Below are 23,629 nucleotides of genomic sequence, written 5' to 3' on the forward strand. Positions count from 1 at the left end.
CGGTTCGCTCTTAACTTTCTCCGAAGGCCGGCAGATGCACCGAAACATCATCGAATACTGGCAATATCTGGCCAGTCTGCCCACCACGCATCTTGATGTACCATCGCCGCGGGTGTGCCGATTGTTGCAGCGACTGTTTGACCGTTGGACCCGCGGGCCGGTTGCGTTGTCGTCGGACGATCTGCCGCACTTGTTTCGGGATCTGGTTCCTGCCGAAGCCGCAAAAATCGCCTGCCAGCCAATCGCCATTCGCAAAGCCCTGGCCGTCCGTCTGCTTCTGGAGACTGTCAGCAGCGGCCGCTTCTGCGATGAGGAAGGAATTTTCGATATCGATGCCGACGAGCGCATCGTCGGTTGCCCGCCACCGTACTCGGTCGGGCAAGGCAAAGAATTGGTTCGCTATTTGACCGTAGAAGAAGAACGTGAGCACGGCCTCAACTTTTTAAACGAATGGTCCCCCTTCGGACACATTGTCCCCAATCATCAGCGCGTGCTCGAACGCGGGTTGCAGGCCATCGTTGACGAATGCCGCGAGCGCCAAAAAAAAATCACCGACGACCTGGCAACAGCTGAGCAAAGCCGCCACTTTTATGAGTCCGTCGAAATCACGCTGCAAGCGGTGATGGACTATGCCGCTCGGCTCGCGGATCTCGCCGGAAAAGAGGCCGCGCGTTTTTCCGATGATCGTCGGCAGAATTTGTTGGAGGTAGAGCAGCGATTGCGACACACGCCGGCGCAGCCGCCGCGCACCTTACTCGAAGCCGCGCAATGCCTCCTGCTGATGCACTCTGTATTGCACCTCACTGGCGAAATCGTGCCGCTGGGTCGAGTCGATCAGTTGTTGGGCCCATTCTTTGAACGAGATTGTGCGGCAGCCGATCTGCAGGGCGTTGCGCGCGCTGAGCAACAGGCAGCTGGCCAGGAGGTCATCGATCTGCTGTGGATCAAGCTCAACGCTCATGTGTTGCTCACCAATAGCCATGCCGAGGATCGCTTCACGCCGCACGACGGCGCGCTGCCTGGTTCCAAGATGGCAAGCAATTTCGATCAAGGCGCGCTGCTCAATCAGTGGATGCAGCAGATCACGATCGGCGGAGTAAAGGCCAACGATGCCGAGCCTGCTGAAGATGCCAGCAACGAAATTACGACATTCTGCCTGGAAGCCGCCCGGCGACTTCCCTTGGTTAGCCCCACTTTGAATTTACGGTTGCATCACGACTCGCCTCGGGAACTGATCGAGTCAGCAGCGCGCACGTTGCTTAGTGGCGGCGCTCAGCCCGTGTTGCTCAGTGACGAGCGCCTGATCCCGCCGCTACATCAAGGAACCGGCGGCAATGTTGCGCTCGCGAGCGCCCGCAATTACGCCTGCGATGGGTGCTTTGAAACGCTGTACGCCGGAGAAACGGAGTTTTCCTTCGGCATGATTCTGGGCTTGCAGTTGATCGAAAAATCGCTCAACCGTGGTGCGTTGCTGATGGGGGCCGGCGGCGCCCATTTGCGCGGAATGAAGGCCGCAGCCAGAACGCCAGCCGCAGGACAAATCCAAAACATGGAACAGTTTTGGCAAGTGCTGGCTCTGCACCTGGAGTTCGACGTGCATCATTATTTGCACGACGTCATGAAGTATTACGGTGAGAAAGAGCGAGTCTGTCCATCACCGCTGTTGTCGGCCCTCATCAATGGCTGCTTAGAAAGTGGGCGTGACTTGTCGGCTGGCGGGGCGCGCTATCATTTGCTGTCACCGCTGCTGGTAGGTGCAAGCAACGTCGTCGATTCGTTGTACGCGATCGACGTGTTAGTGTTTCAGAGAAACCGACTCACCCTCGAAGAGTTGTTGGTCTGTCTGCGCAATAATTGGGGATTTGGTTTCGACCCACAGCGCCCGGATACCTGGCAAGCCACTCCCGGCTTGGGTCTGCCCGCGTTGTCGCCGCAACGGATGGCTGAATTGCGGAAAGAGGCCCTGGCGCTCCCTCGGTTTGGCATGGGACTGCCTGACGTGGACGCCTATGGCAGCCGTTTGATCAGCACGTATCAAGCGGCTATCACTGCCGTCCGCAACCATCCGCTGTACCAATCGAAACTCGCGGAGTTGAAAGCGCGCTACGACATTGCAGGCCAACCCTTCGAATTATTGATCGCTCCAGGAGTAGGAACGTTTGAGCAATACGTGGGGCTGGGAGCGCCTTGCGGTGCGTCGGCCGACGGACGGCTTGCTGGTCAGCCAATCAGTTCAGACTTCTCGGCTGCGCCGATTCCCTCCGATCAACCGGCACTTGCTGCGGAGAATGGAAAAGTAGTCCGGCATGCCCGCGAAGTTCCCATCCGTCACGCGTTGAAAACGTTCGCTGACCCTGCTTTTCAATTTCTTTCGGATGGTGCGCCGGTAGATATGAATGTTCGCGAGAACTTTCCCCAGGCCGAGTTGGAATGGGTGATTCGCGAATTCGCTAAGGGCAATGCAGGCAACATGCTGACGATCACCGCGGGCGATCCGGAATCGTTTGCGAGCGCGCGGCAGCGACCACATCAATACGACTTGCTCCGGGTGCGAATGGGCGGTTGGCACGAGAACTTCATCGTGCTGTTCCCTGCGCATCAAGATCAACACCAGCGGCGTCCGCTGTATGTGCCGAACTGAGGACCAGAACAATGAGTCAAGCCAATACCATTCCCATTGCCCAATTGACGCCGCTCTACGCGCGTCGATTTCAGGCGGGAATTACCGATCCGATCCGGCCTGTGGAGACTCCCGCGGGAGTGAGCGACGAAGCCTACGCGCGCTATCGAGGGCGTGTCGAGTTGCAGGGCTTTTTGACCATCATTCGCGCCAATGTACTTGCGCGCGATCGCGCCGAATTGCAGATTGCTTTGCAAAAGTTGTCGCAGATGGCCTATCACGAAATGGAGCGTTCTCCCGACCAATCGCACACGCTGCCGCTCGATGCCAGGAACTTGCCAGACAGCTATCGAGTTACTGTGACCATTGGATTCGGAGCAACGCTCTTTCGCGATCGCACTGGGCGCGATCGCTACGGTTTGCGCGGACGAATGCCGCGCAGCCTGAAGATCATGCCATCGCTTCCGCAGGATCAGTTTCTACCTGGCGACACGGCGACGGACATTATCTTGCTGGTGTGCAGCGACCATCAATATGTCAACGTTTGGATCACGAAGCGGATGACAGATGCGAATGATCTTGGCCAATACTTTGACGTGACAGGTGTCGAGCGTGGTTTCGCCCGGCCTGATCTCCGCGAGCATCTGGGTTTCGACGACGGCATCGCCAACTTGCGTGCAACTGGCGATGACCCGTTGCACCGCCTGGTCTATGTCGATCAGCAAGCGCACGAACCGGCTTGGTGCGAGGGTGGGACGTACCTTGTCTACCGCAAAATTCGCGAGCAGATCGGCGAGTGGGAGCGGATCGCCGAAGCCGAACAAGAGCGACGAATCGGTCGCTCGAAACGAGATGGGAACCCTTTGACGCACAACTTCAATCGGGAAACACTCATTCCTGATTATGCCGGCGATGAAGACGGCCAGCTTACTCCGCTGATGTCGCATATTCGCAAGGTTCAACCGCGCCGTCCGGCACCAGACTTGTTTGGTGTGAACGATCTCGACCGCCGTTTTCATCGCCGGGCCTATCCATTTTTTGACGGCGTTCAGAACGACCAGTTGCAGGTAGGGCTTCATTTTCTCGCGTTCATGCGCAGCATCCGCGAGCAGTTTGAGCATGTTGCCACGATGTGGCAATTCAACCCCAACTTTCCCCGACGGGGCACCGGCATCGATGCGATGTATGCAGAGTACGATGGAAAACCACCAACGCTCTCAACGCTTGATGGCGGCTATTACTTTTGCCCGCCCGGCATCACCGAGAAAGATGATTTTGTCGGATCGGGGCTATTTGGTCCCCGAGGGCAATCTCTTCGCAGGAGCGTTCACATGACGACGACTAAGTCTCCGGTCAGCTTTTACCTGTTCGATTTCGATGACAACATTATGTACCTCAAAACGAAAATTGTCGTCATCAACACGATTACGGGCGAAGAAGTCGAGCTGTCGACCGAAGACTATGCCGCAGTCCATCCTCAGTTGGGGAAGCCAGGCAAGTGGGGTGACTATGCAGAATTCGAGGGCACCTTTCGTAACTTTCGCGATGCGGATGCCGCACCGGATGAGCAACCATTCGTGAAAGATGTGCTCGCGGCGGTGCAGCAAAGCGAGGACAAATGGAAAGCGCCGTCCTGGGATCTGCTTGTTTATGCCTGCCAGAAGCAACGACCCGTTTCGATTATCACCGCGCGGGGTCACAGTGCGGCGACCATCCAGGCCGGAATTCGCGCGCTCGTGAACAGCAAGTTGCTGCCAGCAGAGCCGGTATACCATTCGATTTACCCAGTGACCAACGAAGCCACTCGCAAGCAGTTGAGCGAAAACACGGCTCCCAACACTGAGGCACTGACCATGCCGGCGCTGACCATACCAGCGCTCAAGCGACTTGCCATTATCGAATCAGTCGACCGGGCTGTGCGGGACTACGGTCCCGAATTGCCGCATCGTTTCGGCATGTCGGACGATGATCCGGCCAATATCAGCCTCATTGTCTCCGCGATGCGGGATTGCAAAGAAAAACACCAAGACAAACGGTTCTTTGTGATCAACAGCCAACGAGAACAAAAGGTCAAGCTGGAAGTCTTTACGATCGACACTGCCGTCGTCGGCAATCCGCACGCAACCGAAGATCTGCTGCATTGATTGGCTTCGTGAATTTGAATTCTCGCCGCATCTGGAACCTGCCGGCATTCAAACACTAGGAGGTAACGCAGTGGATTTAAGTAAGAACTATCAAGAGTTCACGGAAGCTTTGCTGAGTGCATTCGACGCAGATGAATTGACGATGCTTGTGAGATTCAAGCTCGACATCAATTTGGACAATGTAGTTGGGCCAGGGCCCCTCAAGAAAAGAGTTTTTGAACTGATCGGGCACTGCGATCACGTTGGAATCGTCGACAAACTATTTGTCGAAGCGCTGCGGGAAAGACCAGGTAATCCCAAATTAAAAGCGCTCGCTCAAAAGCTGGATCAGGAGATCAAGAGTTCGCAACAGGTGATCGAATCGAAGGTCGTTTCACTGTTGAACAAGGACTACGAAAACCCGAAGGCTGCAGAAGTTCGGGCTGCCTATGCCGAGTTTGACAGTAATGGTGGCTTGCAGGCGGTGGTGGTCAGGGCTCCCCATTTGAAAGTGGGGCAAGATGTGGAGAACTTCGTGAAGCGGATGGCCAGCAGCCGCACGAAGGTCTGTTCCATTGCCGGAAAGATGCTCGGCACCGGATTCTTGATTGGTCCCGATCGAATCATCACCAACTCGCACGTGATCGCCGAGCAGGGAACTCACACCGAGTTCGACGTGGTCTTCGATTTTGTCGAGGGAACCAATCGAGAGGATTTGCCGAAGTACAAGTTCGTCAAGGAACTGGCTCGGAGCGGTCCCAAAGAATTCGATTATGTGATCCTCCAATTGGATCGCACACCCGACAAAGACCGCGGCTACTTCAAAGTCAGGAATTATCAGTTCGACAAACTCCGTGAGCCCGTCAGCGTCTTGGGGCATCCACTGGGCAATCCACTTTCCCTCGCCTTTGGTGTGGTCTTCGATGTGGACAGCTTCATGGGCCGCGTCGCCTATTCTGCCAATACCGCCGGCGGATCCTCAGGTTCGCCAGTGTTCTTAGAGAACTGGGATCTCGCCGCCCTGCATCATCATGGCGAAGAAAACATCAATAACCATGGCATTCCCATGCGCCAGATATTGAAGGATCTGCGCGACAAAAATCTGCCGGGGCTGATCGAGACGATTGACTAACACCGCCGTTTTAAAAGCACGATTCAACTATCTCTACATAAGGATCGCATTCAATGAACAACGATGAAAAAGCACGCCGGTTAAAAGAAATGCTGCAACAGATCACCGGTGGGAACGTCGAGTCGCTCATTCGCGAGCCGTCGTTCGGTTTTACGGAAGGTTTGGAGTCGATCAATGTGGCGAACGACCAATTGCTGGATGAGTCGCTGCGATCGGTGCAAAAGGTGGCCCAAGATGAAGACCTTTCGAGCTCGGAACTCTTTGGGTTGGAAGCGATCATCCTGCCACGCGAACGCCCCGTGGTCTTTGTCACCGGCGACAGCTACGGCCCGATTCCGACCCCCTGGACACATTTCGATCAGCAGGCGATTCGCAAAAACATTGAAGCCGCGATTCCTTCGGTTGGGCGAATCGAGTTGCCAGACAATCCGATGCTTCCGTTCGGCGGCACGGGATTCGTGGTCGGCGACAACTTGTTGATGACCAACCGCCACGTGGGTGAGCTATTTGCCGTTGGCTTGGGCCTTCGTAATCTCGCGTTCAAGGCGGGACAGTCCGCTGCCGTCGACTTCAAACGCGAATTTCAATCGGCGGCATCCGTCAACTTGCGGGTGCGCGAAGTCGTGATGATCCACCCTTTTTGGGACATGGCGCTGCTGCGGGTGGACGGTCTCCCTGCAGGTCATGGCAAGTTGCGGCTGTCGATTCGCACACCAGAAGAACTCGATGGCCGCGAGATCGCGGTAATCGGCTATCCGGCTCAGGATGCTCGCAATGATTTTCAATTGCAGAACCAGATCTTCGGCGGCGTCTTTAATGTCAAACGTCTGCATCCCGGTAGGATTCGCGCGCGGGCGATCATCAATAGCTTTGGCAACTCCGTCAATGCAATGACGCACGATAGTTCTACGCTCGGCGGTAATTCCGGATCGGCCGTGCTCGACGTGATGACCGGGGAAATCGTCGGCCTGCACTTTGCTGGGATTTATCTAAAGGCCAATTACTGCGTGCCGACGTATGAACTCGCGCGCGACAGCCGGGTCGTTGCTGCGGGGGTAAACTTTGTGGCCAACGTTGCAGCGACGGACGAATGGCTCGCTGCCTGGCGATTGGCCGATCCTGAATCTCCTGCGTTAAGTCCCGCGGGAGATCCGCCTGCGACCACACCGCCTGTCAAAGTTGAAGCCAACGCGCCAACACCGCCTACAGCGTCGGCACCAACTATTGCGCCGATCACTTCTACCATTGTGTCCGGTCCGCTCAAAATTACGGTGACGGTCGAAACACTCGCACCCAAGAGCACCCAGGTCGAATCGATCCAGGCCGATGCAGTAACTACCGGATTGGAGGGGCTGCAGGAGCCGATCATCGCGGGGCGGTTGAATCAACGGAAGGGATATCAGCCCGATTTTCTCGGACTGAACGATGACGAAGTGGTGCCGCTCCCCACGCTCACCGCTGCCGGCAAACGGATGGCAGCGAAGCTCGACGATGATTCGGTTGAGTTGAAATATCACAAGTTTTCGGTGGTGATGCATAAGAAGCGCCGCCTGGCCATGTTCACCGCGGCCAACGTCGATTGGCGGAAGTCGTCGCGATTGATCGACGGTAAAAAACCGACTCGCAACGAACTGACTGGTTTGCCGGAAGGAACCTCGGAAAAGTGGGTGACCGATCCGCGCATTCCCGAGGATCAACAGTTGCCCGACATCTTCTTCACCGACGACAACCAGGCCTGGGACAAGGGGCATCTGATCCGCCGCGAAGATGTGTGCTGGGGCAAAACGCTGCCCGACATTCGCAAGGCCAATGGAGACACTTTTCATACGACCAATTGCTCGCCGCAAACGGCGATTTTCAATCGCAGCAACAAAGGGGACGACAATTGGGGCGATTTAGAAAACATGGTTGCAAAGCAGGCCGGCTCGGAACTGCTGTGCATTTTTGCCGGGCCTGTGCTGCGTGCGGATGATCAGGTGTTTCGCGTTGTTGATGACTACGGCGAGGTGCGAATTCAAATTCCGAGCTCCTATTGGAAGATCATTGTCGCCAAGGGCCCGACTGGTCCGCAGGCTTTTGGCTTTGTGTTGGAGCAGGATCTCTCCGAAAGCGGGCTCGAGTTTATCGTTCCCGAGGAGTGGCAACCATTCACCAAACCCATCGCCGAAATCGAAGCGATGCTGGGCGGCCTGTTCAAACTCACCTGGTTCAAAAAATACGACCAGCATGGCTTGGAGGCCGGTGACGCGGTTAATGAAGGCGTCGTCGCCGGATCGGGTTTGGAATCGCAAGACGCTCCCGCGGCGCCGCGGGCTTATGTCGAGACTGCTGACTCGCTGAGTGAACTTGAAGTTGCCGAGGGATATATTCATGGCGAGACGTTTCAAAATCGTCTCGTCAAATTCTCGGTACTCGAGAACCGTGCAATCTTCGAAGGCGATATCGATCTAGGGTCATTGACCGAGATTGCCGGCGACCCTGAGTCAGGGCTTGAAGGCCTGGCAATAACCGGCACGCGGTTCCGCTGGCCGCATCGGCAGATTCCCTACACCATTGATCCGGCGCTTCCCAACCAGCAACGCGTGACGGATGCGATTGACGAGTGGCACAACAAAACTCAAATTCGGTTTGTGGCGAGGACCAATCAAGCCGACTTCGTCACCTTCCGCCCTGGTGGCGGCTGCTCAGCTGCCGTTGGTCGCCAGGGTGGGCAGCAATTTGTCACGCTCGGCCCAAATTGCACGACAGGCAACGCCATTCACGAAATGGGGCATGTTGTCGGGCTCTGGCACGAACAAAGCCGCAAAGATCGCGATCAATTTGTGACCATCGATTTTGCCAACGTGCAAACCAACATGGCTCACAATTTTCTGCAGCACGTTACCGATGGCGATGACATCGGTGCCTACGACTACGGCTCGATCATGCATTATCCATGGAACGCCTTTGCCAAGAATCCCGCGTTGCCAACAATCAGAACTCCCCATGGTGAACCGATTGGGCAACGCACCGGCTTGAGCGCTGGAGACATCGCTGCCGTCGCAGCCTTGTACCCGTAGGCGGTGCAGTACGAACCTATCTTTTCTGAAAGTGAGACGCCGCGTCTTAAGACGTCGGCGCAAGGTCGGTAATGCGGCCATCGGCTTCCGCATTGAGAACCAATCCTGCAGCGCAGGGCGGAAAGCATCGCGCACGAGATCGACCCCGGCGCTCATGTTGCTGGCTTTCCCAGTCTGTTGACCAGCCAATTCACTCGACAGATACTGGCGCTCGTTTCGCAGCTTATCTTTCAGCAGCTTGGTGGTTCATGCTCTTTCACCGAATGATGCCGTGTTCGCCTGCCGAATACTTTGGCCGTCTACAACACTCATTCGTTGCACTGATCCTTGCCACCTGTTGCCTTTCGGTGTCAGTTCGAACGGCCAATTGCGAACAGCAACCGACGGCCGGTCGTGCGCCTAATATAGTGCTTATACTCGCCGATGACTTGGGTTATTCCGATCTCGGCTGTTATGGCTCGGAGATTGCCACGCCCAATTTAGATGGGCTGGCGAAAGGTGGGTTGCGGTATACCAACTTTTACAACACGGCTCGCTGCTGGCCGACCCGCGCGGCGGTCATGACCGGTTATTATCCGCAGCAGGTCCGCCGCGATACCGTCGCCGGCGTAAAGAGCGGCAGCCAGGGAACAAGGCCGGAGTGGGCGCGACTGTTTTCGCAACAACTGCGCGAGCAGAACTATCGCAACTATCACAGCGGCAAGTGGCACATCGATGGCAGGCCGCTGGCCCAGGGCTTTGATCACTCCTACGACCTCGGCGGCATCAGCCAGAGCAACTACTTCAAAACGGGGAGCGTGACCGACGACGAAAAACCGGTGCCGCAGAGCGAAGGCTATTACTCGACCATCGGCGTCGCCGATCACGCCGTTCGCTGCTTGCAGGAACATGCCGAGAAATTTGCCGATCGGCCCTTCTTTCATTATCTCTGCTTCACGGCGCCCCACTTCCCGCTGCATGCGCTGCCAGAGGACATCAAGAAGTACGAAGGGAAATACACGGCCGGCTGGAATGAAATTCAGCAGCGGCGATTTGCCAAACAACAGGAGTTGGGCTTTCCCGCGGCGGAGCTGCCGCCGATGGAACGCGACGTCGGCCCGCCTTATCCCTTTCCAGCCGCGATGGAGAAACTTGGGCCCGGCGAAGTGAATCGGCCGTTGCCTTGGTCGGAACTCACACCCGAGCAACAAGCTTTTCAAGCGCAGAAGATGGCCATTCATGCTGCGATGGTCGACCGCATGGATCAGGAGATCGGCAAAGTCCTGGCCCAACTCAAAGCGATGAACGCGTTCGAAAACACGCTCATCTTTTTCCACTCCGACAACGGCGCGAGTGCCGAGATCATGGTCCGCGGCGATGGGCACGATCCTTCCGCGCCCCTCGGTTCGGCAGCAACCTATCCCTGCCTCGGCCCAGGTTGGTCGAGCTGTGCCAACACTCCTTTCCGCCGCCACAAAACTTGGGTTCACGAGGGAGGCATCTCGACGCCCCTCATCGTTCATTGGCCCCAAGGCATCGCCGCGAAAGGCGAGTTCCGCCACACTCCCGGCCATGTCATCGATCTATCACAGACGATTCTGAGCGTCTCAACTTCAGATACGGCAGCCACCAAAATCACGGCAGATCATCCGGCGTCTCCTGGCCGCAGCTTGGTTCCTTCGTTCGCCAAAGACACCCACCTGAACCGCGATGCTCTCTGGTTTCTGCACGAAGACAACCGCGCGATCCGGCAAGGAATCTGGAAACTCGTTGCCGCCAAGGGAAACGAGTGGTCGCTGTACGATCTGTCGAAAGATCGAGGTGAAACCCACAACCTCGCCGCGGAACATCCCGACAAAGTCAAAGAGCTCGCCGCCGAGTGGGACCGCCGCGCACGCGAGTATTCTGCCACCGCCCTGAAAGACGCGCCGCCGGCTGATCTGAAGAAGAAGTAGATCAGTCGCCTCCGCGAGACTGTTAAGATTTCAACCCGTCGGTAATTTTTGCTGCAGATTTCGCTGCCCGCTATTAGAATCCAAGGGCCGAATGACTCGCCCACCTTAGCGCCTGCCACGCGCACGCCTAGAAGCCGCGGAATGACCCGCCCCCCGCCTTGTCCCTTGTGTGGCGCCGACGCCCGCGAGTTGGACGACGTTCTATCCACCGGAACGCACGGAACCGCTCAGTGTTCCGAGTGCGACACCGTCTTCACATACCCGCTCGAGGGCAAGCGAAAACCGCCACCCGAAGCTCCCTAAAAAATTGCTTTCTCAAAAGTAATTGAACTACGGTTTCGCTCGTCGTTCATGTTATACTGCCAGCGGAAATTGCTGCCATTTCCGCTGCTTCGGTTTTCGGCTCTCAAGCTCTCTCCCCTTTTCTCGAGATTCCTATGCGGCGCCTCTCTCCTGGCTTGCGCATGCGCGTCCGGCATGTTGCTGCCTTCACGTTGGTCGAGCTTCTCGTTGTCATTGCGATCATTGGCGTATTGGTCGCGCTCTTGCTTCCTGCCGTGCAAGCGGCGCGCGAAGCAGCGCGGCGAACGCAGTGCTTGAATCATCTCAAGCAGATCGCCATCTCGATGCACAACCACGTCGACGCGCTCGGCGGTCTGCCTCCCGCCAATCCGGGTGTATCTCCTTATTGGGGGCAAGGCTCGTGGATGGTTCCCGTCATGCCGTACACCGAAGCCTCGAACCTCGCGGCTATTTATTACGACTACGGCGTGGCCAACGGCCGCAACTACTACCATGCCGACAACATCGCGGGGGCATCGGGCAAGGAGATCAAGTTCTATCTCTGCCCGAGCGATATCAAGAATAAGAAGGGTTGGCCGGGCGGCACGAGCAATGTTTCCTATCACAACTACATCGTCAATTTCGGCAACACCTCGGTCGACGAATCCGCCAACTGGACGACGGCGACCTACGGCACTTACACCTTCAAAGGCGCTCCCTTCGTCTCGGGCAAGCCGCCACGCCTGGCTCTGATCACCGATGGGTTGAGCTCCACGCTGATGGTTTCGGAATTGGTGATCGGTCAGCGAAACGATCTGCGCGGCAACACTTGGTGGGGTCCGGGTAGCGGCTTCTCCGTAATGCTCAAGCCCAATGACACCAGCCCCGATCTCTCGTGGAGCGGCTCGGATTGGTGCGATGCAGTCAGGCCGAACCCGCCGTGCGCCTTCCGCACCAATGGTTATGTCTTCGGTGCTCGCAGCCGCCATCCCGCCGGTGTGAACGCTGCGCTCTGCGATGGCAGCGTCCGCTTCATCACCAACAACATCAACGCCACCACCTGGCACGACCTCGGCACCAGCTACGGCAACGAAGTTATCGGCGATTACTAATCGCCCTCCACCGCCACCGCCCCTGCGGCGGTGGTTCACCAGCTTTTGCACTACTCCTCGACCTGCACCATTCATGAATCGCTTCTCCATCGTCTGCCTGATCCTGTCGTTCTTCCTTCTCGCAGGCTGTGATAACAATGGCGGCCGGCGCGCCGTCAGCGGCTCGATTACGTTGAACGGCAAGTCCCTCGACAAAGCCACGATCGACTTTCTGGAACTCCCCGACGCCAAAGTAAAAGCCGCCGGCGCGCTCGTGACCAATGGCAGCTACTCAATCCCTGCCGCGCAAGGCTTGATGCCCGGCAGCTATCGCGTGCAGATCAACGCCATGGAAGAGTTTCCCATCACGCCCGATGAGCTTGCTGCGGGCAAGACCGCCCCGCCGGCCAAGAATCGCGTCCCGCCCAAGTACAACACGGCCAGCGAGCAAACGGTCGAAGTCAAAGCCAGCGGCGCGAACCGCTTTGATTTCAATATCGAATAGCCAACGCTCAAGGAGCGCTGTTGTTCGTCGCCGAGTTCGTGTTCGCCTCGCTCGATTTTAACACCCGACGCGACATCCACAGATCGAGATCGCCGCGACTCTCAGGCAGGTTACGCGCGTGAAAGTAGAGTCGCTCGCCGGTTGGTGAAATCCACGGCGACGAGGGCTGCACTTTTTCGAACGGCCCGCCAAATGAAATAGCCGGTCCAAATTCCTTGTCGACCGACTCGCGCCGATGCAATCGCGTCGGAAATGGCGTTTGAATCATCTGCGTCGAGGCCAGCACCAAACTATCGGGGCTGAGCCATTCCGCGACCGTCATCCCGCCATCGTTCACATTGTCGTTCAGCTTTTCGCCTCCCTGAAATTCATCTTCCCGCGAGGCACGCGTGAACTGATGCACCTGCGCTTGCCCTTTGCGATTGCCACGGTTCGAAGAGGCAAACAGCGTGAGACCATCGCCAGATAGCATCGCCACAATCTCCCAGTCCGGCGTGTTCACAGGCGCGGGCAATTTACGCGGCGGACCGAACGGCTCGGTGACTGCGGCGCGGGTCGCTAAGAAAAGGTCGTAGTTTCCCTCCTGACGAGCACATACCGCCAGCACCAAGCCATCACCCGAGAGCCCAAAACCAGCTCGCATTTCCGGCAGCTCGTTCACTCCTCCGATCAACTCTTGCGGCTCGTCATAAGGCGTGTCGAGGTTCGCGCGGCGCGATTGCACCAATCGGCCCCCGCGCTCAAAGATCAATGTCAACTCGTCATCAGTAAAACGAGGACAAGTCTCACGCGCAGCCGTGTTGATCGCTGGTCCCAGGTTCACCGGCTCGGTCCATTCATACTCCGGGGAAAACAACCGATCCTCAAGTGTAACGACGGGCACTACGACCGCCGGAGTCGGTTCCGTTTCTCGCTGCGGAACTTTCTCGGGCTCACGATTGGCAGTCCAGGCGAAGTAACCAACCGGCAACAACACTGCCAAGCCGAGCGCGATGGCGATCCAGCGTACGAGCGCGAAGCTTGATCCTGCTGACACCGGTGTCGGGGTTGCCGGCTGAGTCATCAACGCAATCGTTGGCTGCACATCGGCAACGATGGCCGTCTTCGTGATCGACACCGCCGGCGCCGGCGTGACCCGGGTCGAGGTCATCAGCGTTCCCGCCGAGGTGCCAGTCGTGATCAGCCGCGTATCATCGCCCGGCAAGAGCAAGTCCGCAGCCGGTGCCAGGTCGCTGCCGCAGCGTTCCAGCGCAGCCACCACATCGGTCATCGAGGCAAACCGATCGGCGGGATTCTTGGCAATCATCCGCTGAAATACTTGTTCGAGTTCAGCAGGCACCTCTGGCCGTAGCGACCGAAGCGAAGGAAGCGGCGCCGTTTGATGCGCCATGATCCGCTCCATCACGGTTTCGCCGCCATACGCCGTCGTGCCAGTGAGCAGATACCAGAGCGTGATGCCCAGGGAATAAATGTCGGTCCGATGATCGGCTTTGCGCGTGTTCAGCGCCTGCTCGGGGGACATGTAATCCGCCGTCCCCATGATCTGTCCCGTGCCCGTGAGCGATGCCTGCTCAGCACCCAAAGACTCCAACCGAGCCAGGCCCATGTCGAGAATCTTCACCACGCCGCGGTCATCGACCAGCAGATTCGCCGGCTTGATGTCGCGATGAATCACACCCTGATCGTGAGCATATTCCAAGCCCCGCGCGACCTGCCCAATCACGTGCAGCGCCTGCGGCACCGACAACGGCCCGCGCTGCCGCACCACGTGGGCGAGGTTGTCGCCGGCGATGTACTCCATCACCAAAAAATGTTGACCATCGGCTTCATCGGCATCGTATGCCGTGACGATATTCGGATGCGACAACCGCGCCGCCGCCTTCACTTCGCGTTGAAACCGCTCAGCGACTCCGGCTACTCCTGGCGATGCGCCCGGCGTGTCGAACGCCGCCGGCGATACAATCTTCAGCGCCACCAACCTTTCCATGCGGCGATGCTGGGCTTTGTAAACCGTCCCCATTCCCCCCTGGCCCAGTTCATCCAGCAGCAAATAATTTCCCAGCCGCAGCCGACCACCACGCCCCGCCCGCAGTTCCTGCAGCTGATAGGGTGTCAGTGCTTCGAGTCGCACCAATTCGCGCGCAAGTGCATCCGCATTCGCGCGCACGGCCGGCTCAATCGTGGCCAGCAATTCTTCCCAGCCTTCGCGCGTGCGCAACCCACTCGCGGTGAGTTGTTCCAACCATTCGTCAACGGACCATTGCATAGGTTTTCCTAAGGTGGCCCGATTATAGTCAAAACCAAACGGCCAACTGGGAGTCTCGAAATTCCCCTCGTCGCAGTTCACTCGCTGGTGAATCGCTCGTTCGCAAGTCGCACCTTCCTTAGTTCTCATCGTCCGTCCTCCTGATCAGGCCCATGGAAACATCCATCTGCCGATCATTAGACAACTCGCGCCGACAACTTAGGTCCTTTCCAAAGGAACGATGTCGCCCTTCATCCTGGCGCTGATTTCACGAGGGCGAGACAGGCGAGGCTCCTGGCAAGCCGTGCAGTGGGCCAACTATTTTGGAATAGCTTGCCCCCCCTTTCATACTCCCAGAATATAACAGGTGATGCAAAAAATCATTTCAGCCACAAGTCGTTGCCGGACCAGACTTAAGAACAAAAACTGGCCGCAATATCGGGGCTCAAATATCACACTTTATTACCAGCAAACGGAACAATCAGCGACGACCCTTCCACGCAAACCGATCGCTCCCACCGCAGCGTTTCACTCGATATCAGTCGGCGCTCTCAGCGCGCACCGGTAGCGCAGCGACAACTGTCATTTTCACGAATATCAACCTAAGTGAGAAAGATCAGTCGTCAATTAAATGTGCAAGTGGTGACAACTTAGGTCAGAGTTTCGCGCACACACATCGCTTGTTTACACCTTCACCCGCAAGGCATCGATCTTCAGCAGATAGCCAATCGTCCGCCACAGCGGGATCTCGCGGCCGGCGTAAGCCTTCAGCAAGTCGCCGATGGTGGCTTCGCCCTTCGCGCGAAGTTGAGTGAGTAACGCCTGCCATTCTTCGACTGGCAGGCGGGCATCGGCGCCGAAAGAGGTCATCCAGTCGGCGTTGAGGGCGGCGAGCGACGTTTCGCTGGCTTCGGGGCCGATTTGCAAACGCGTTGCCGGTGACAGCGTGGTCGTCGAGTAATGGCCAAAGAGACGAAAGGGATCGATCGACAGCGGATGAGCCGGCGAGCCCTTTTTCAGCGGCGCGATTTCGGTTTCCTTTTGTCGCCGTTCGCCCAGTTCGCGCCACAGAGCTTCGTAGCGCGCGATGATGTGTCGCCAGTCGAACTCGGCGCGGGCGCGAGCCAGGCCCGACGCGCCCATCTGCTTGCGGAGGGCGGGATTCTCGATCAGTTGCAACAGCGTGCGCGTCGTTTGATCGACATCGACGGCCGTCGTCATCGCGGTACGGGCAATGAACGAGTTGTACTGCAGCAATTCGGACCAGTGATCGCGGGCCAGGTCCTCGCCGACGCCCGCGGGGGGCATGACCGTGGGAATGCGAAAGCCATCGATCTCATGACGCACCGTTGCGCGATAGCCATTCCAATCGGAACAGATCACCGGCAGACTGCTCGCCATGGCTTCGAGGGGCGTGAGACCGAAGGTCTCTTGAATGTTGTCCGACAGCGACATGAAGAGATCGGCTGCGGCCCAGGCCTGCTGCCGCACCTCCGGCAGTCGGCCGTCGAGAAACACCGCATCGACACCGGGACAAAATTGCTTGGTCGCGGCCCGAAATGATTTTTCCTCACGCTCGTTTTCAAACCAGCCAACCTGAATCAAATACAGCTTTTTCTTGGTTGCTTTCGCGGCCCGACTCAAGGCTTGAAACGAAGCGAGTGGATGCGCCTTTGCATAAAAATTCAGCCGGCCGACGTAGAGCACCGCAACGTCGTCGTCCTTCATTTCGAGCGACTTCCGAAAGCCAGCGCGCAGTTGCGCACTCTTCGCGCTCGGCGCAAAGGCTTCGCAATCAACGCCCAGCGGAATGATCGGCAGTTGCGCGTGACAGCGCGGATTACCGCCGCCGTTGCGTTCGCGCTGATATTCACACCAATGCTGCAGCACCTGGTCGAGCGTGTCTTTCACGGCATCGCTGGTGCAGATGAGCGCGTCCCAACTTTGCAGCGGCGCGGTGACGAGCTCGCCAAAAAACTCCATCACGGCCCGACTGCAGATGGTGTGCGTAATGCCGCACAAACTGTAAGCCCGCTGATCGTAGCTGCGACGCTGCCAGGCATAATCGCCGAGCGCCGGATCAGGCCGATAGAGCGTGCCGACCTTGCCGAGCCCTTCGAGCCAGCGGGCAGGAACCCACTGCGCGGTCTTGCCCGGTGGCAACCAGGCTCGCGTGCGACTGACGAAGTCTTCGTATTCTTTTTTCGTCGGCGAACAGCACGGCAACAGCGCCGCCCCTGAATGCCGCACCCACGCTTTGAGAAACTGTTCGCCCGCGGCCTGCCGACCCACCAGGCGTTGGCCGCTGGTATCATAGCCATCCGGTTGATACCAGACGGCGGCTGTCGTCGTCACATCATCCTCCTGCCCATTTCAGCCGTGTCACGTCGCGCTTCACCACCATCGATCACGCGCGCCCTCAGCGTTCGGCAGCCGTACATCGAGCTGATCCTCGCCGGCCGCAAGACGATAGAATACCGCAGCCGAGCCACCCGCGTGCGCGAGCGCGTCTATCTTTACGCGAGTCAAATCCCGGGACCCGCGTGCGCATTTACCGATGCCGAATTGAGCCGGGAAGAACTGCCGATCGGCTTGATCCTCGGCAGCGTCGAAATCACCAATTGCGTGCGCGGCGAAGAATTCTACGAATGGCAACTCGCTCGGCCCGAGCGCCTGACGAAACCGCTCAAACCAACGCGCCGGCCGCAGCCGATGTTTTTCTTTCCCTTCGCCGTGCCGGACGATTCCCCAGAGCGACGTAGAACGAACCCCTAGGTTCGTTCGCGTCGATCGACAAACGGAGCTTCACTCGCTCGCACGAACCTAGGGGTTCGTGCTACGCGATCCTGTTCGTGGCATTGGCAAGGGAGCTAGATCCGGCTCGACAAACTTCGTCTTGCAATCCTGCTCATTCCAAATCGCACGCGAATAAAACAACCGCAGCAAGGTCCTCGATAAGAGCTGCGGCTGCCGATCGACAAACTCGTCGGAAGTTTGCTCCGGCCCTTGCTCGACGATCGTGGTGTGAATGATCCGCGCCCAAGCCACCGTCAGCGTTTCGTTGTAACCGGCCTGCGGTTCCTCGGGTACTTGATTGGCCACGTTGAGCCGTTGAATGCCGCTGCGTATTTTCGCGAGCGCTTCGTCGAACGAATGTTGCCGCAAATACAAATACGCCATCCGCACATGCAGCCGATGCGTCCACTGACTGCGCGCGATGGCTTGGGTTTCGAAGCGACGGAGGAGTTCGGCGTCGGTCATGATGTCCAAAAGTTTGGAGATTGCAGGGTGATTTTGTTATGTTAATCAAATGCAAACTCCCAACGAATCAAAGGCGTTTGAGCGGGCCGTTCAGCCGCTGTTTGACTTGCTCTTTCCCGAATTTGCTGAACAGGTGGCGGCCTTTCGCGTAGATCTGGCGCTAGCAGATCGCATTGAGAAACTCGCTACCAAGTGCACCGACGGCGATTTGACTGAGGCAGAACGAGCCGAGTACACAGGGTACGTGCGTGCTAATAAGTTCGTCGCTATTCTCCAAAATCGTGCGCGACAAATCCTCGCAAGTCGCAACTGATATTGTGACCCCTTAGCCACCGGCTTCAGCCGGTGGTACTTCGGCCCAAGCGGGCTCGGCTTTAGCCGCTTGCATTTCGATGGCTAAAGCCGGGAGCGTTTTTACGCGAACACCTCCGGCTGAAGCCGGAGGCTAATGAAACACTATCCAGCGATCGACTAGATACGCGTTCGGTCGCAATCTCTAAGTCAATCTCACCTTCTCCCACTGCTTATCCAGCCGCGGTCCGCTCACCGCCTGGCTTGTGCCGAGTTCTTGGGCAAACAAGCTGATGCGGAATTCTTCGAGTTGCCAACGGAAGATTTCGAGTTGCGGATCGAGCACGTGATGCTTGCGATGAACTTCGCGGCGGGTGTGCCAGGCTTCGATGCGGGGCGTGACTTGCGCCATGGCTTGGCGATCGCGCGGCAGGCCGGTGCTGATGACCTTTTGCAGGCGGAGCGCGATGCCTTTAAGGTAGCGCGGGAAATGTTGTAGCCATTCCCAAGGGGTGTTGGCGAGAAAGTGGGGCGTGAGAAGTTCGGCGAACTGCTGCCGCAGGTCCTCCACAATCGGCTGCCACATTTCGGGCCGCGGCTGTTCGAGCGCGAGGCGAGCCTGGTGATAGGCTTCGAACAGCGGCAGCGCGAACCGCGTTACTTCCTGCACGGCGGGGAGCAGTTGATCGGCGGAGAGTTTTTGGAGCTTGAGAAAATCGTCCTTCGTGCGCGGGAGAGCGCCCTTAGGACCAATCGCCCGCGGTGAAGTGCGGGCCAGATCAATCGAGCGCTGCGCGAGCAAATCTACCAATTGCTGAATGAGCGTGCGTTCCTTGCAGAGAGGCGCGGCGAGGACTTGAATCTGTGCAAGCTTCGGCAAGTGTTCGATCTGCTCGCGATACCGCCGTGGCTTATCGATCACCACCAACCGCCGAATGCCGCCCCAGGTCAGTTGCTCGGCTTCGGGCTGCGTCTCGCACAGCCGCAGTGTGACGGTTTCCTGCATGTCGACAACGGCGGGGAAACGCGTGAACGACAAACCGCCGCGGGTGAGATCGACCGATTCCGGCAACACATCCCATTCCCAAGCCTTCACGCCATCCCGATGCCAGGGGCTTTTTTCGGCGGCTTGCGCGGCGGCAACTGATTTCGTTGCGCCGACTTTTTCGCGCAGCACTTCCAAATCGCGTCCTTCGGCGAGGACTTTGCCGTGCTCGTCGCGGACGCGCACGTTGATCACCAAGTGCGTCGGCAGCCGCGACAGATCGAACTGCTCCGGTCCGATCGGTTCGCCGGCTTCCTTCGACAAGCTGCGGGCCACTTCGAGCATGAACGACGACTTGGCGAAGTGCAGTTGCTTGGCGACGCGTTTGGCAACGTCCGGCGCGGGGATCAAGTTGCGCCGCTGCTGCTTGGGGAGCGACTTGATGAGGTGCTCGACTTTTTCCACGAGCATGCCGGGGATCAGCCAGTTGAGTCGCTCGGCCGAAAGTTGGAAGATCGCTTCGCGGGGTACGTCGACCGTCAAGCCGTCGTTTTCGGCCCCCGGTTCGTAGTGATATTCGAGCGGCAACTGCAGCCGATCGAGCTCGAGCTTCTCGGGATACTCTTCCGGCGGCGGCGGTTCGAGTTCGTGACCTAAAAGATCGGCAGCTTCCATATGCAGCACGCGCGGCTTCTCTTTTTCATTCGCGCGGAGCCATTTTTCGAGTCGCGGCTGATCGTAAGCATCGGGCGGAATTCGGCCGCTGTAAAAATCATCGACGAGTTGATCTTCGACGAGCAGATCGCGCCGACGCGCTTTCGCGGCCAGGTGAATGAGCTCTTCGCGTAGCTCTTGATTGTGCCGAAAGAAGGGCGCGCGGGTTTCGAATTCCCCTTCGACCAGGCCGCTGCGGATCATCAGCTCGCGCGAAGCGAGCGGATCGATCGGGCCGTAGCGAACTCGTCGCCGCGGAATGATGGTCAAGCCGAAGAGCGAGACGCGCTCGTTGGCCATCGTCGAACCGGCCCGCTTTTCCCAAGCGGGATTGGTGTAGTGATAGTTGACCAGGTGCTGCGCGAGGGGCTCGATCCAACCGGGATCGATGCGAGCGATGGTGCGGGCGTAGTTCTTCGTCGTTTCCACAAGATCGGCGGCGACGATCCACTTCGGCCGATTTTGAAACACGCCGCTGCCGGGCCAGAGGAAGAGCTTGTTGTTTCCCGCGCCGGTGTACTCCGCCGTTTCGCCCTTCAGCGCGACGTTCGAGAGCAGGCCGGTGAGCAGCGCGCGATGGATCGCATCGTAGGCATTTTGATCTTTCGGCAAGTCTTCGCCGGCCGCGGTGAGCCAGCGACGGTGACCAACCTTCAAGCCGAACTGCGTGACCATGTCGAGCAACTGCCGATGCACGTCATGCCATTCGCGAATGCGGAGCTCGGAGAGGAAGTTCTGCGAACAGGCTTTGCGCAGCTGGCCGCGAGTCAGCTCTGTTTTCAGCTTGTTGTAAAAATCCCAAAGCTTGATGTAGGTCAGGAAGTCGCTGTCGCCGGACTGAAACTTGCGATGAGCTTCATCGGCGGCAGCAGCGCGATCGGCGGGGCGCTCGCGCGGATCCTGTGTTTCGAGGGCAGCCGCGATGATCAACACATCGGCTAGGCAACCTTCGCGATCGGCGGCCAGCAAGATGCGGCCGATCCGCGGATCGGCGGGGAGCTTTGCTAACTGTCTGCCGACGGGGGTCAGCTGCTGCTGATGATCGATCGCGCCGAGTTCGAAGAGGGTCTTGTAGCCGTCGCGAATGGATTCGGAGCGGGGCGGATCGATGAAGGGAAAATCTTCGATCAGACCGAGATCGAGCGCCAGCGTTTGCAGCACGACCGACGCGAGATTCGTGCGCTGAATTTCTGGCGGTGTGTAGCGCTCGCGGCGGAGAAAATCTTCTTCGCTGTAAAGACGAATGCACACGCCGGGGCCGATACGACCGCAGCGGCCTTTGCGCTGGTCGGCTGATGCTTGCGAGATCGATTCGATGGGGAGCCGTTGCAGTTTGCTGCGGGCCGAATAGCGACTGACGCGGGCCGTGCCGGTATCGACGACGTAACGAATGCCAGGCACGGTGAGCGACGACTCAGCAACGTTGGTGGCGAGCACAATTCGCCGGCCGCTGTGATTGCGGAAGACCTTGTTCTGCTCCGCCGTCGAGAGGCGAGCGTACAGCGGCAGCACTTCGGCCGAGCCGCCGGCGAGCTGCCGACCTCTTAACTTATGCGAAACCTCAAGAATGTCGCGCTCGGTTGGCAGGAAGACGAGCACATCGCCGGGTCCGCGCGACGCGAGTTCATCGATCCCGCGCAGCACGCCCTGCACCGGATCGAGTTCGAAGTCGTCGTCTTCGTGCGACAACGGCCGGTAGAGTAATTCGACGGGATAAGTTCGCCCGCTCACTTCGATGATCGGCGCGGGAATGACTTTGCCGTTTTCGCCAGCATGGCCGAAGTGTTCGGCGAAGCGCTGAGCATCGAGCGTGGCCGAGGTGATGATCAGTCGCAGATCGGATCGTTTTTGCAGCAGGCGATGGAGATAGCCGAGGAGGAAGTCGATGTTGAGCGAGCGCTCGTGGGCTTCGTCGATGATCAGCGTGTCGTACTGCTCGAGGTAGCGATCGCTTTGCGATTCGGCGAGGAGCACGCCGTCGGTCATCACTTTCAGCAGCGTGTCGGGCGAGGTCTGATCGGCAAAGCGAATCTTGTAGCCGACGAGTTTTTGTCCGCCGGGACCTAATTCTTCCGCCACACGCGCGGCGATCGAGCGTGCCGCGATTCGCCGCGGCTGGGTATGACCGATGAGCCCGCGCACACCTCGGCCGATCTCTAAACAAATCTTCGGCAGCTGTGTACTTTTGCCAGAGCCTGTTTCGCCGCAGACGACGACGACTTGGTTTTCACGAATGGTTTTCGCGATGATTTCGCGCTGACCGACGACCGGCAGGGCCTCGTCGTATTCGATTTTGGGAACGAGTGCTTTGCGCCGTTCGGCGTCGGCGACCGACTTCTCAAGTTCGGCTTGCAACTTCGCCAGATTGCGATCGAAGGGCTTGCCGCTTTGCTCGGCCTGGCGGATGGCGCGCAGTTGATTGCGCAGGCGATGAGCATCGCGCTGCATCGCTGCGGCGAGTTGCGCCTCGAGCTGAGCGTAGTAGGACATGAGGAGAGACGTGTTGCTGAATTCGCGAGTTGTAGCTGAATTCGCCAGAATTCAGGGCCGGCAGTTGAACGTCACCATCTGAATTCTGGCGAATTCAGCTACTTTCGCAGACACTCGCATTCGCCAGCAGGTTCACGCGGCAAAAAACCGCTACTTCTCTTCCTTGGCCGCCACCTTCTTCGGCGGCGCCAGTTGCTCGATCAGCCAGGCCGCGTAATCGGCGGTGATCGCGACGACCGGCGTGGCGAGAATTTCCGGCTGATCGTACGGATGAAATTCGAGGATTGTTTTTTCGACCTGCGAAAACTTATCGCGCAGGGTCTTGATGGTGCAGGTGTATTCGCGGGCGGTTTCGATCCGGCCGTTCCACCAATAGCTGCTCTCGATCGGCCCGTTGATCTGCACGCACGCGCCGTGGCGACGATTGAGAATGTTCGTCGCGATCTTGTCGGCCGATTCCTTGTCGCCGGTGGTCGTGACGACCTGAATGAACTCTTTGGGCATTGGCAAACTCCGTTATGAGAAAAAAGCACGCCGTTTGCCCGTTAGAACGACGCTGTTCGCGATCGATTTTAACGAAACGGCCCGGTTTGCATAACCGGGCGATTAAGGTGACGGTCAACTCACGGGTTCGGATCCTCTGTTTGCCAAGGCGGCAATTCCCAATGTCACGAATAAGCATGCCTTCAGAAAACTCTCCGCATCCATAGGTCCGCTGCCGTTAGCACGGCAGCGATCAGGCACACTGCGACTACTATCCCCGCGAGCAGACCGAAGATACCAGGCATTGTTATCGCTGGCCCAACGAGGAACATCACGAACAGGAGGGTGCGGAGCAAGTAACGCATGCCTTTGTCTGCTTCTTTGATAATCCCGCTTTAACGCACCGCCGCTTCG

At 58.1% G+C, this 23,629-nt stretch carries 13 protein-coding genes; 8 read left to right on the plus strand and 5 right to left on the minus strand.

The features are described 5' to 3' along the window. Positions 1-34: 34 nt before the first annotated feature. The 7 genes from M9Q49_RS33360 to M9Q49_RS33390 all read left to right on the plus strand — a co-directional run bounded on the left by M9Q49_RS33360 (position 35) and on the right by M9Q49_RS33390 (position 12,746). Complete coding sequence (locus M9Q49_RS33360; protein ID WP_254513666.1) at positions 35-2,641, plus strand: pyruvate formate lyase family protein; 2,607 nt, start codon at positions 35-37, stop codon at positions 2,639-2,641. An 11-nt stretch (positions 2,642-2,652) separates the two neighbouring features. Then, entirely contained in the window at positions 2,653-4,764 is a 2,112-nt protein-coding gene (locus M9Q49_RS33365) for a Dyp-type peroxidase (protein ID WP_254513667.1), read from the plus strand. 70 nt (positions 4,765-4,834) lie between these two features. After that, the gene (locus M9Q49_RS33370) at positions 4,835-5,875 is read left to right on the plus strand and encodes a trypsin-like peptidase domain-containing protein (RefSeq protein WP_254513668.1); all 1,041 of its coding nucleotides are present in this window, start codon (positions 4,835-4,837) and stop codon (positions 5,873-5,875) included. A 53-nt stretch (positions 5,876-5,928) separates the two neighbouring features. Beyond that, on the plus strand, positions 5,929-8,934 hold the full coding sequence (locus tag M9Q49_RS33375) for a M12 family metallopeptidase (protein WP_254513669.1): 3,006 nt from the start codon (positions 5,929-5,931) through the stop codon (positions 8,932-8,934). 407 nt (positions 8,935-9,341) lie between these two features. Next, positions 9,342-10,868 (plus strand): arylsulfatase, encoded by a 1,527-nt coding sequence (locus M9Q49_RS33380; protein ID WP_254513670.1) that lies wholly within the window; start codon positions 9,342-9,344, stop codon positions 10,866-10,868. A 437-nt stretch (positions 10,869-11,305) separates the two neighbouring features. After that, positions 11,306-12,262, plus strand: coding sequence for a DUF1559 domain-containing protein (locus tag M9Q49_RS33385; RefSeq protein ID WP_254513671.1), 957 nt, complete (start codon positions 11,306-11,308; stop codon positions 12,260-12,262). 73 nt (positions 12,263-12,335) lie between these two features. Continuing rightward, positions 12,336-12,746, plus strand: a complete 411-nt coding sequence (locus M9Q49_RS33390; protein WP_254513672.1) for a hypothetical protein — start codon at positions 12,336-12,338, stop codon at positions 12,744-12,746. A 7-nt stretch (positions 12,747-12,753) separates the two neighbouring features. Here the strand turns inward: M9Q49_RS33390 and M9Q49_RS33395 are convergent, their stop codons facing one another. Both M9Q49_RS33395 and M9Q49_RS33400 read right to left on the minus strand, forming a co-directional pair. Next, on the minus strand, positions 12,754-15,012 hold the full coding sequence (locus tag M9Q49_RS33395) for a serine/threonine protein kinase (RefSeq protein WP_254513673.1): 2,259 nt from the start codon (positions 15,010-15,012) through the stop codon (positions 12,754-12,756). A gap of 663 nt (positions 15,013-15,675) precedes the next feature. After that, positions 15,676-17,346 carry a glycosyltransferase family 4 protein gene (locus M9Q49_RS33400; RefSeq protein ID WP_254513674.1) on the minus strand — a complete coding sequence of 557 codons (1,671 nt, stop codon included), beginning with the start codon at positions 17,344-17,346 and terminating at the stop codon, positions 15,676-15,678. Between the two features lie 24 nt (positions 17,347-17,370). On the opposite strand from M9Q49_RS33400, the gene M9Q49_RS33405 reads away from it, so the two are divergent. After that, entirely contained in the window at positions 17,371-17,766 is a 396-nt protein-coding gene (locus M9Q49_RS33405) for an ASCH domain-containing protein (RefSeq protein WP_254513675.1), read from the plus strand. Between the two features lie 48 nt (positions 17,767-17,814). On the opposite strand, the gene M9Q49_RS33410 is transcribed toward M9Q49_RS33405, so the two are convergent. The 3 genes from M9Q49_RS33410 to cutA all read right to left on the minus strand — a co-directional run bounded on the left by M9Q49_RS33410 (position 17,815) and on the right by cutA (position 23,236). Continuing rightward, positions 17,815-18,252 (minus strand): hypothetical protein, encoded by a 438-nt coding sequence (locus tag M9Q49_RS33410; protein ID WP_254513676.1) that lies wholly within the window; start codon positions 18,250-18,252, stop codon positions 17,815-17,817. Positions 18,253-18,748: 496 nt separating this feature from the next. Further along, entirely contained in the window at positions 18,749-22,732 is a 3,984-nt protein-coding gene (gene hrpA / locus M9Q49_RS33415; protein ID WP_254513677.1) for an ATP-dependent RNA helicase HrpA, read from the minus strand. A 150-nt stretch (positions 22,733-22,882) separates the two neighbouring features. Continuing rightward, the gene (gene cutA / locus M9Q49_RS33420; RefSeq protein ID WP_254513678.1) at positions 22,883-23,236 is read right to left on the minus strand and encodes a divalent-cation tolerance protein CutA; all 354 of its coding nucleotides are present in this window, start codon (positions 23,234-23,236) and stop codon (positions 22,883-22,885) included. Positions 23,237-23,629 lie beyond the last annotated feature (393 nt).

The organism is Anatilimnocola floriformis (assembly GCF_024256385.1).
Taxonomy (GTDB): Bacteria; Planctomycetota; Planctomycetia; order Pirellulales; family Pirellulaceae; genus Anatilimnocola; species Anatilimnocola floriformis.

Bases quoted from the DNA above. Each gene is read 5' to 3' on its own strand.
- M9Q49_RS33360 (WP_254513666.1), top strand. From the start codon at position 35: ATGCACCGAAACATCATCGAATACTGGCAATATCTGGCCAGTCTGCCC.
- M9Q49_RS33365 (WP_254513667.1), top strand. From the start codon at position 2,653: ATGAGTCAAGCCAATACCATTCCCATTGCCCAATTGACGCCGCTCTAC.
- M9Q49_RS33375 (WP_254513669.1), top strand. From the start codon at position 5,929: ATGAACAACGATGAAAAAGCACGCCGGTTAAAAGAAATGCTGCAACAG.
- M9Q49_RS33385 (WP_254513671.1), top strand. From the start codon at position 11,306: ATGCGGCGCCTCTCTCCTGGCTTGCGCATGCGCGTCCGGCATGTTGCT.
- M9Q49_RS33390 (WP_254513672.1), top strand. From the start codon at position 12,336: ATGAATCGCTTCTCCATCGTCTGCCTGATCCTGTCGTTCTTCCTTCTC.
- M9Q49_RS33395 (WP_254513673.1), bottom strand. From the start codon at position 15,012: ATGCAATGGTCCGTTGACGAATGGTTGGAACAACTCACCGCGAGTGGG.
- M9Q49_RS33410 (WP_254513676.1), bottom strand. From the start codon at position 18,252: ATGACCGACGCCGAACTCCTCCGTCGCTTCGAAACCCAAGCCATCGCG.
- hrpA (WP_254513677.1), bottom strand. From the start codon at position 22,732: ATGTCCTACTACGCTCAGCTCGAGGCGCAACTCGCCGCAGCGATGCAG.
- cutA (WP_254513678.1), bottom strand. From the start codon at position 23,236: ATGCCCAAAGAGTTCATTCAGGTCGTCACGACCACCGGCGACAAGGAA.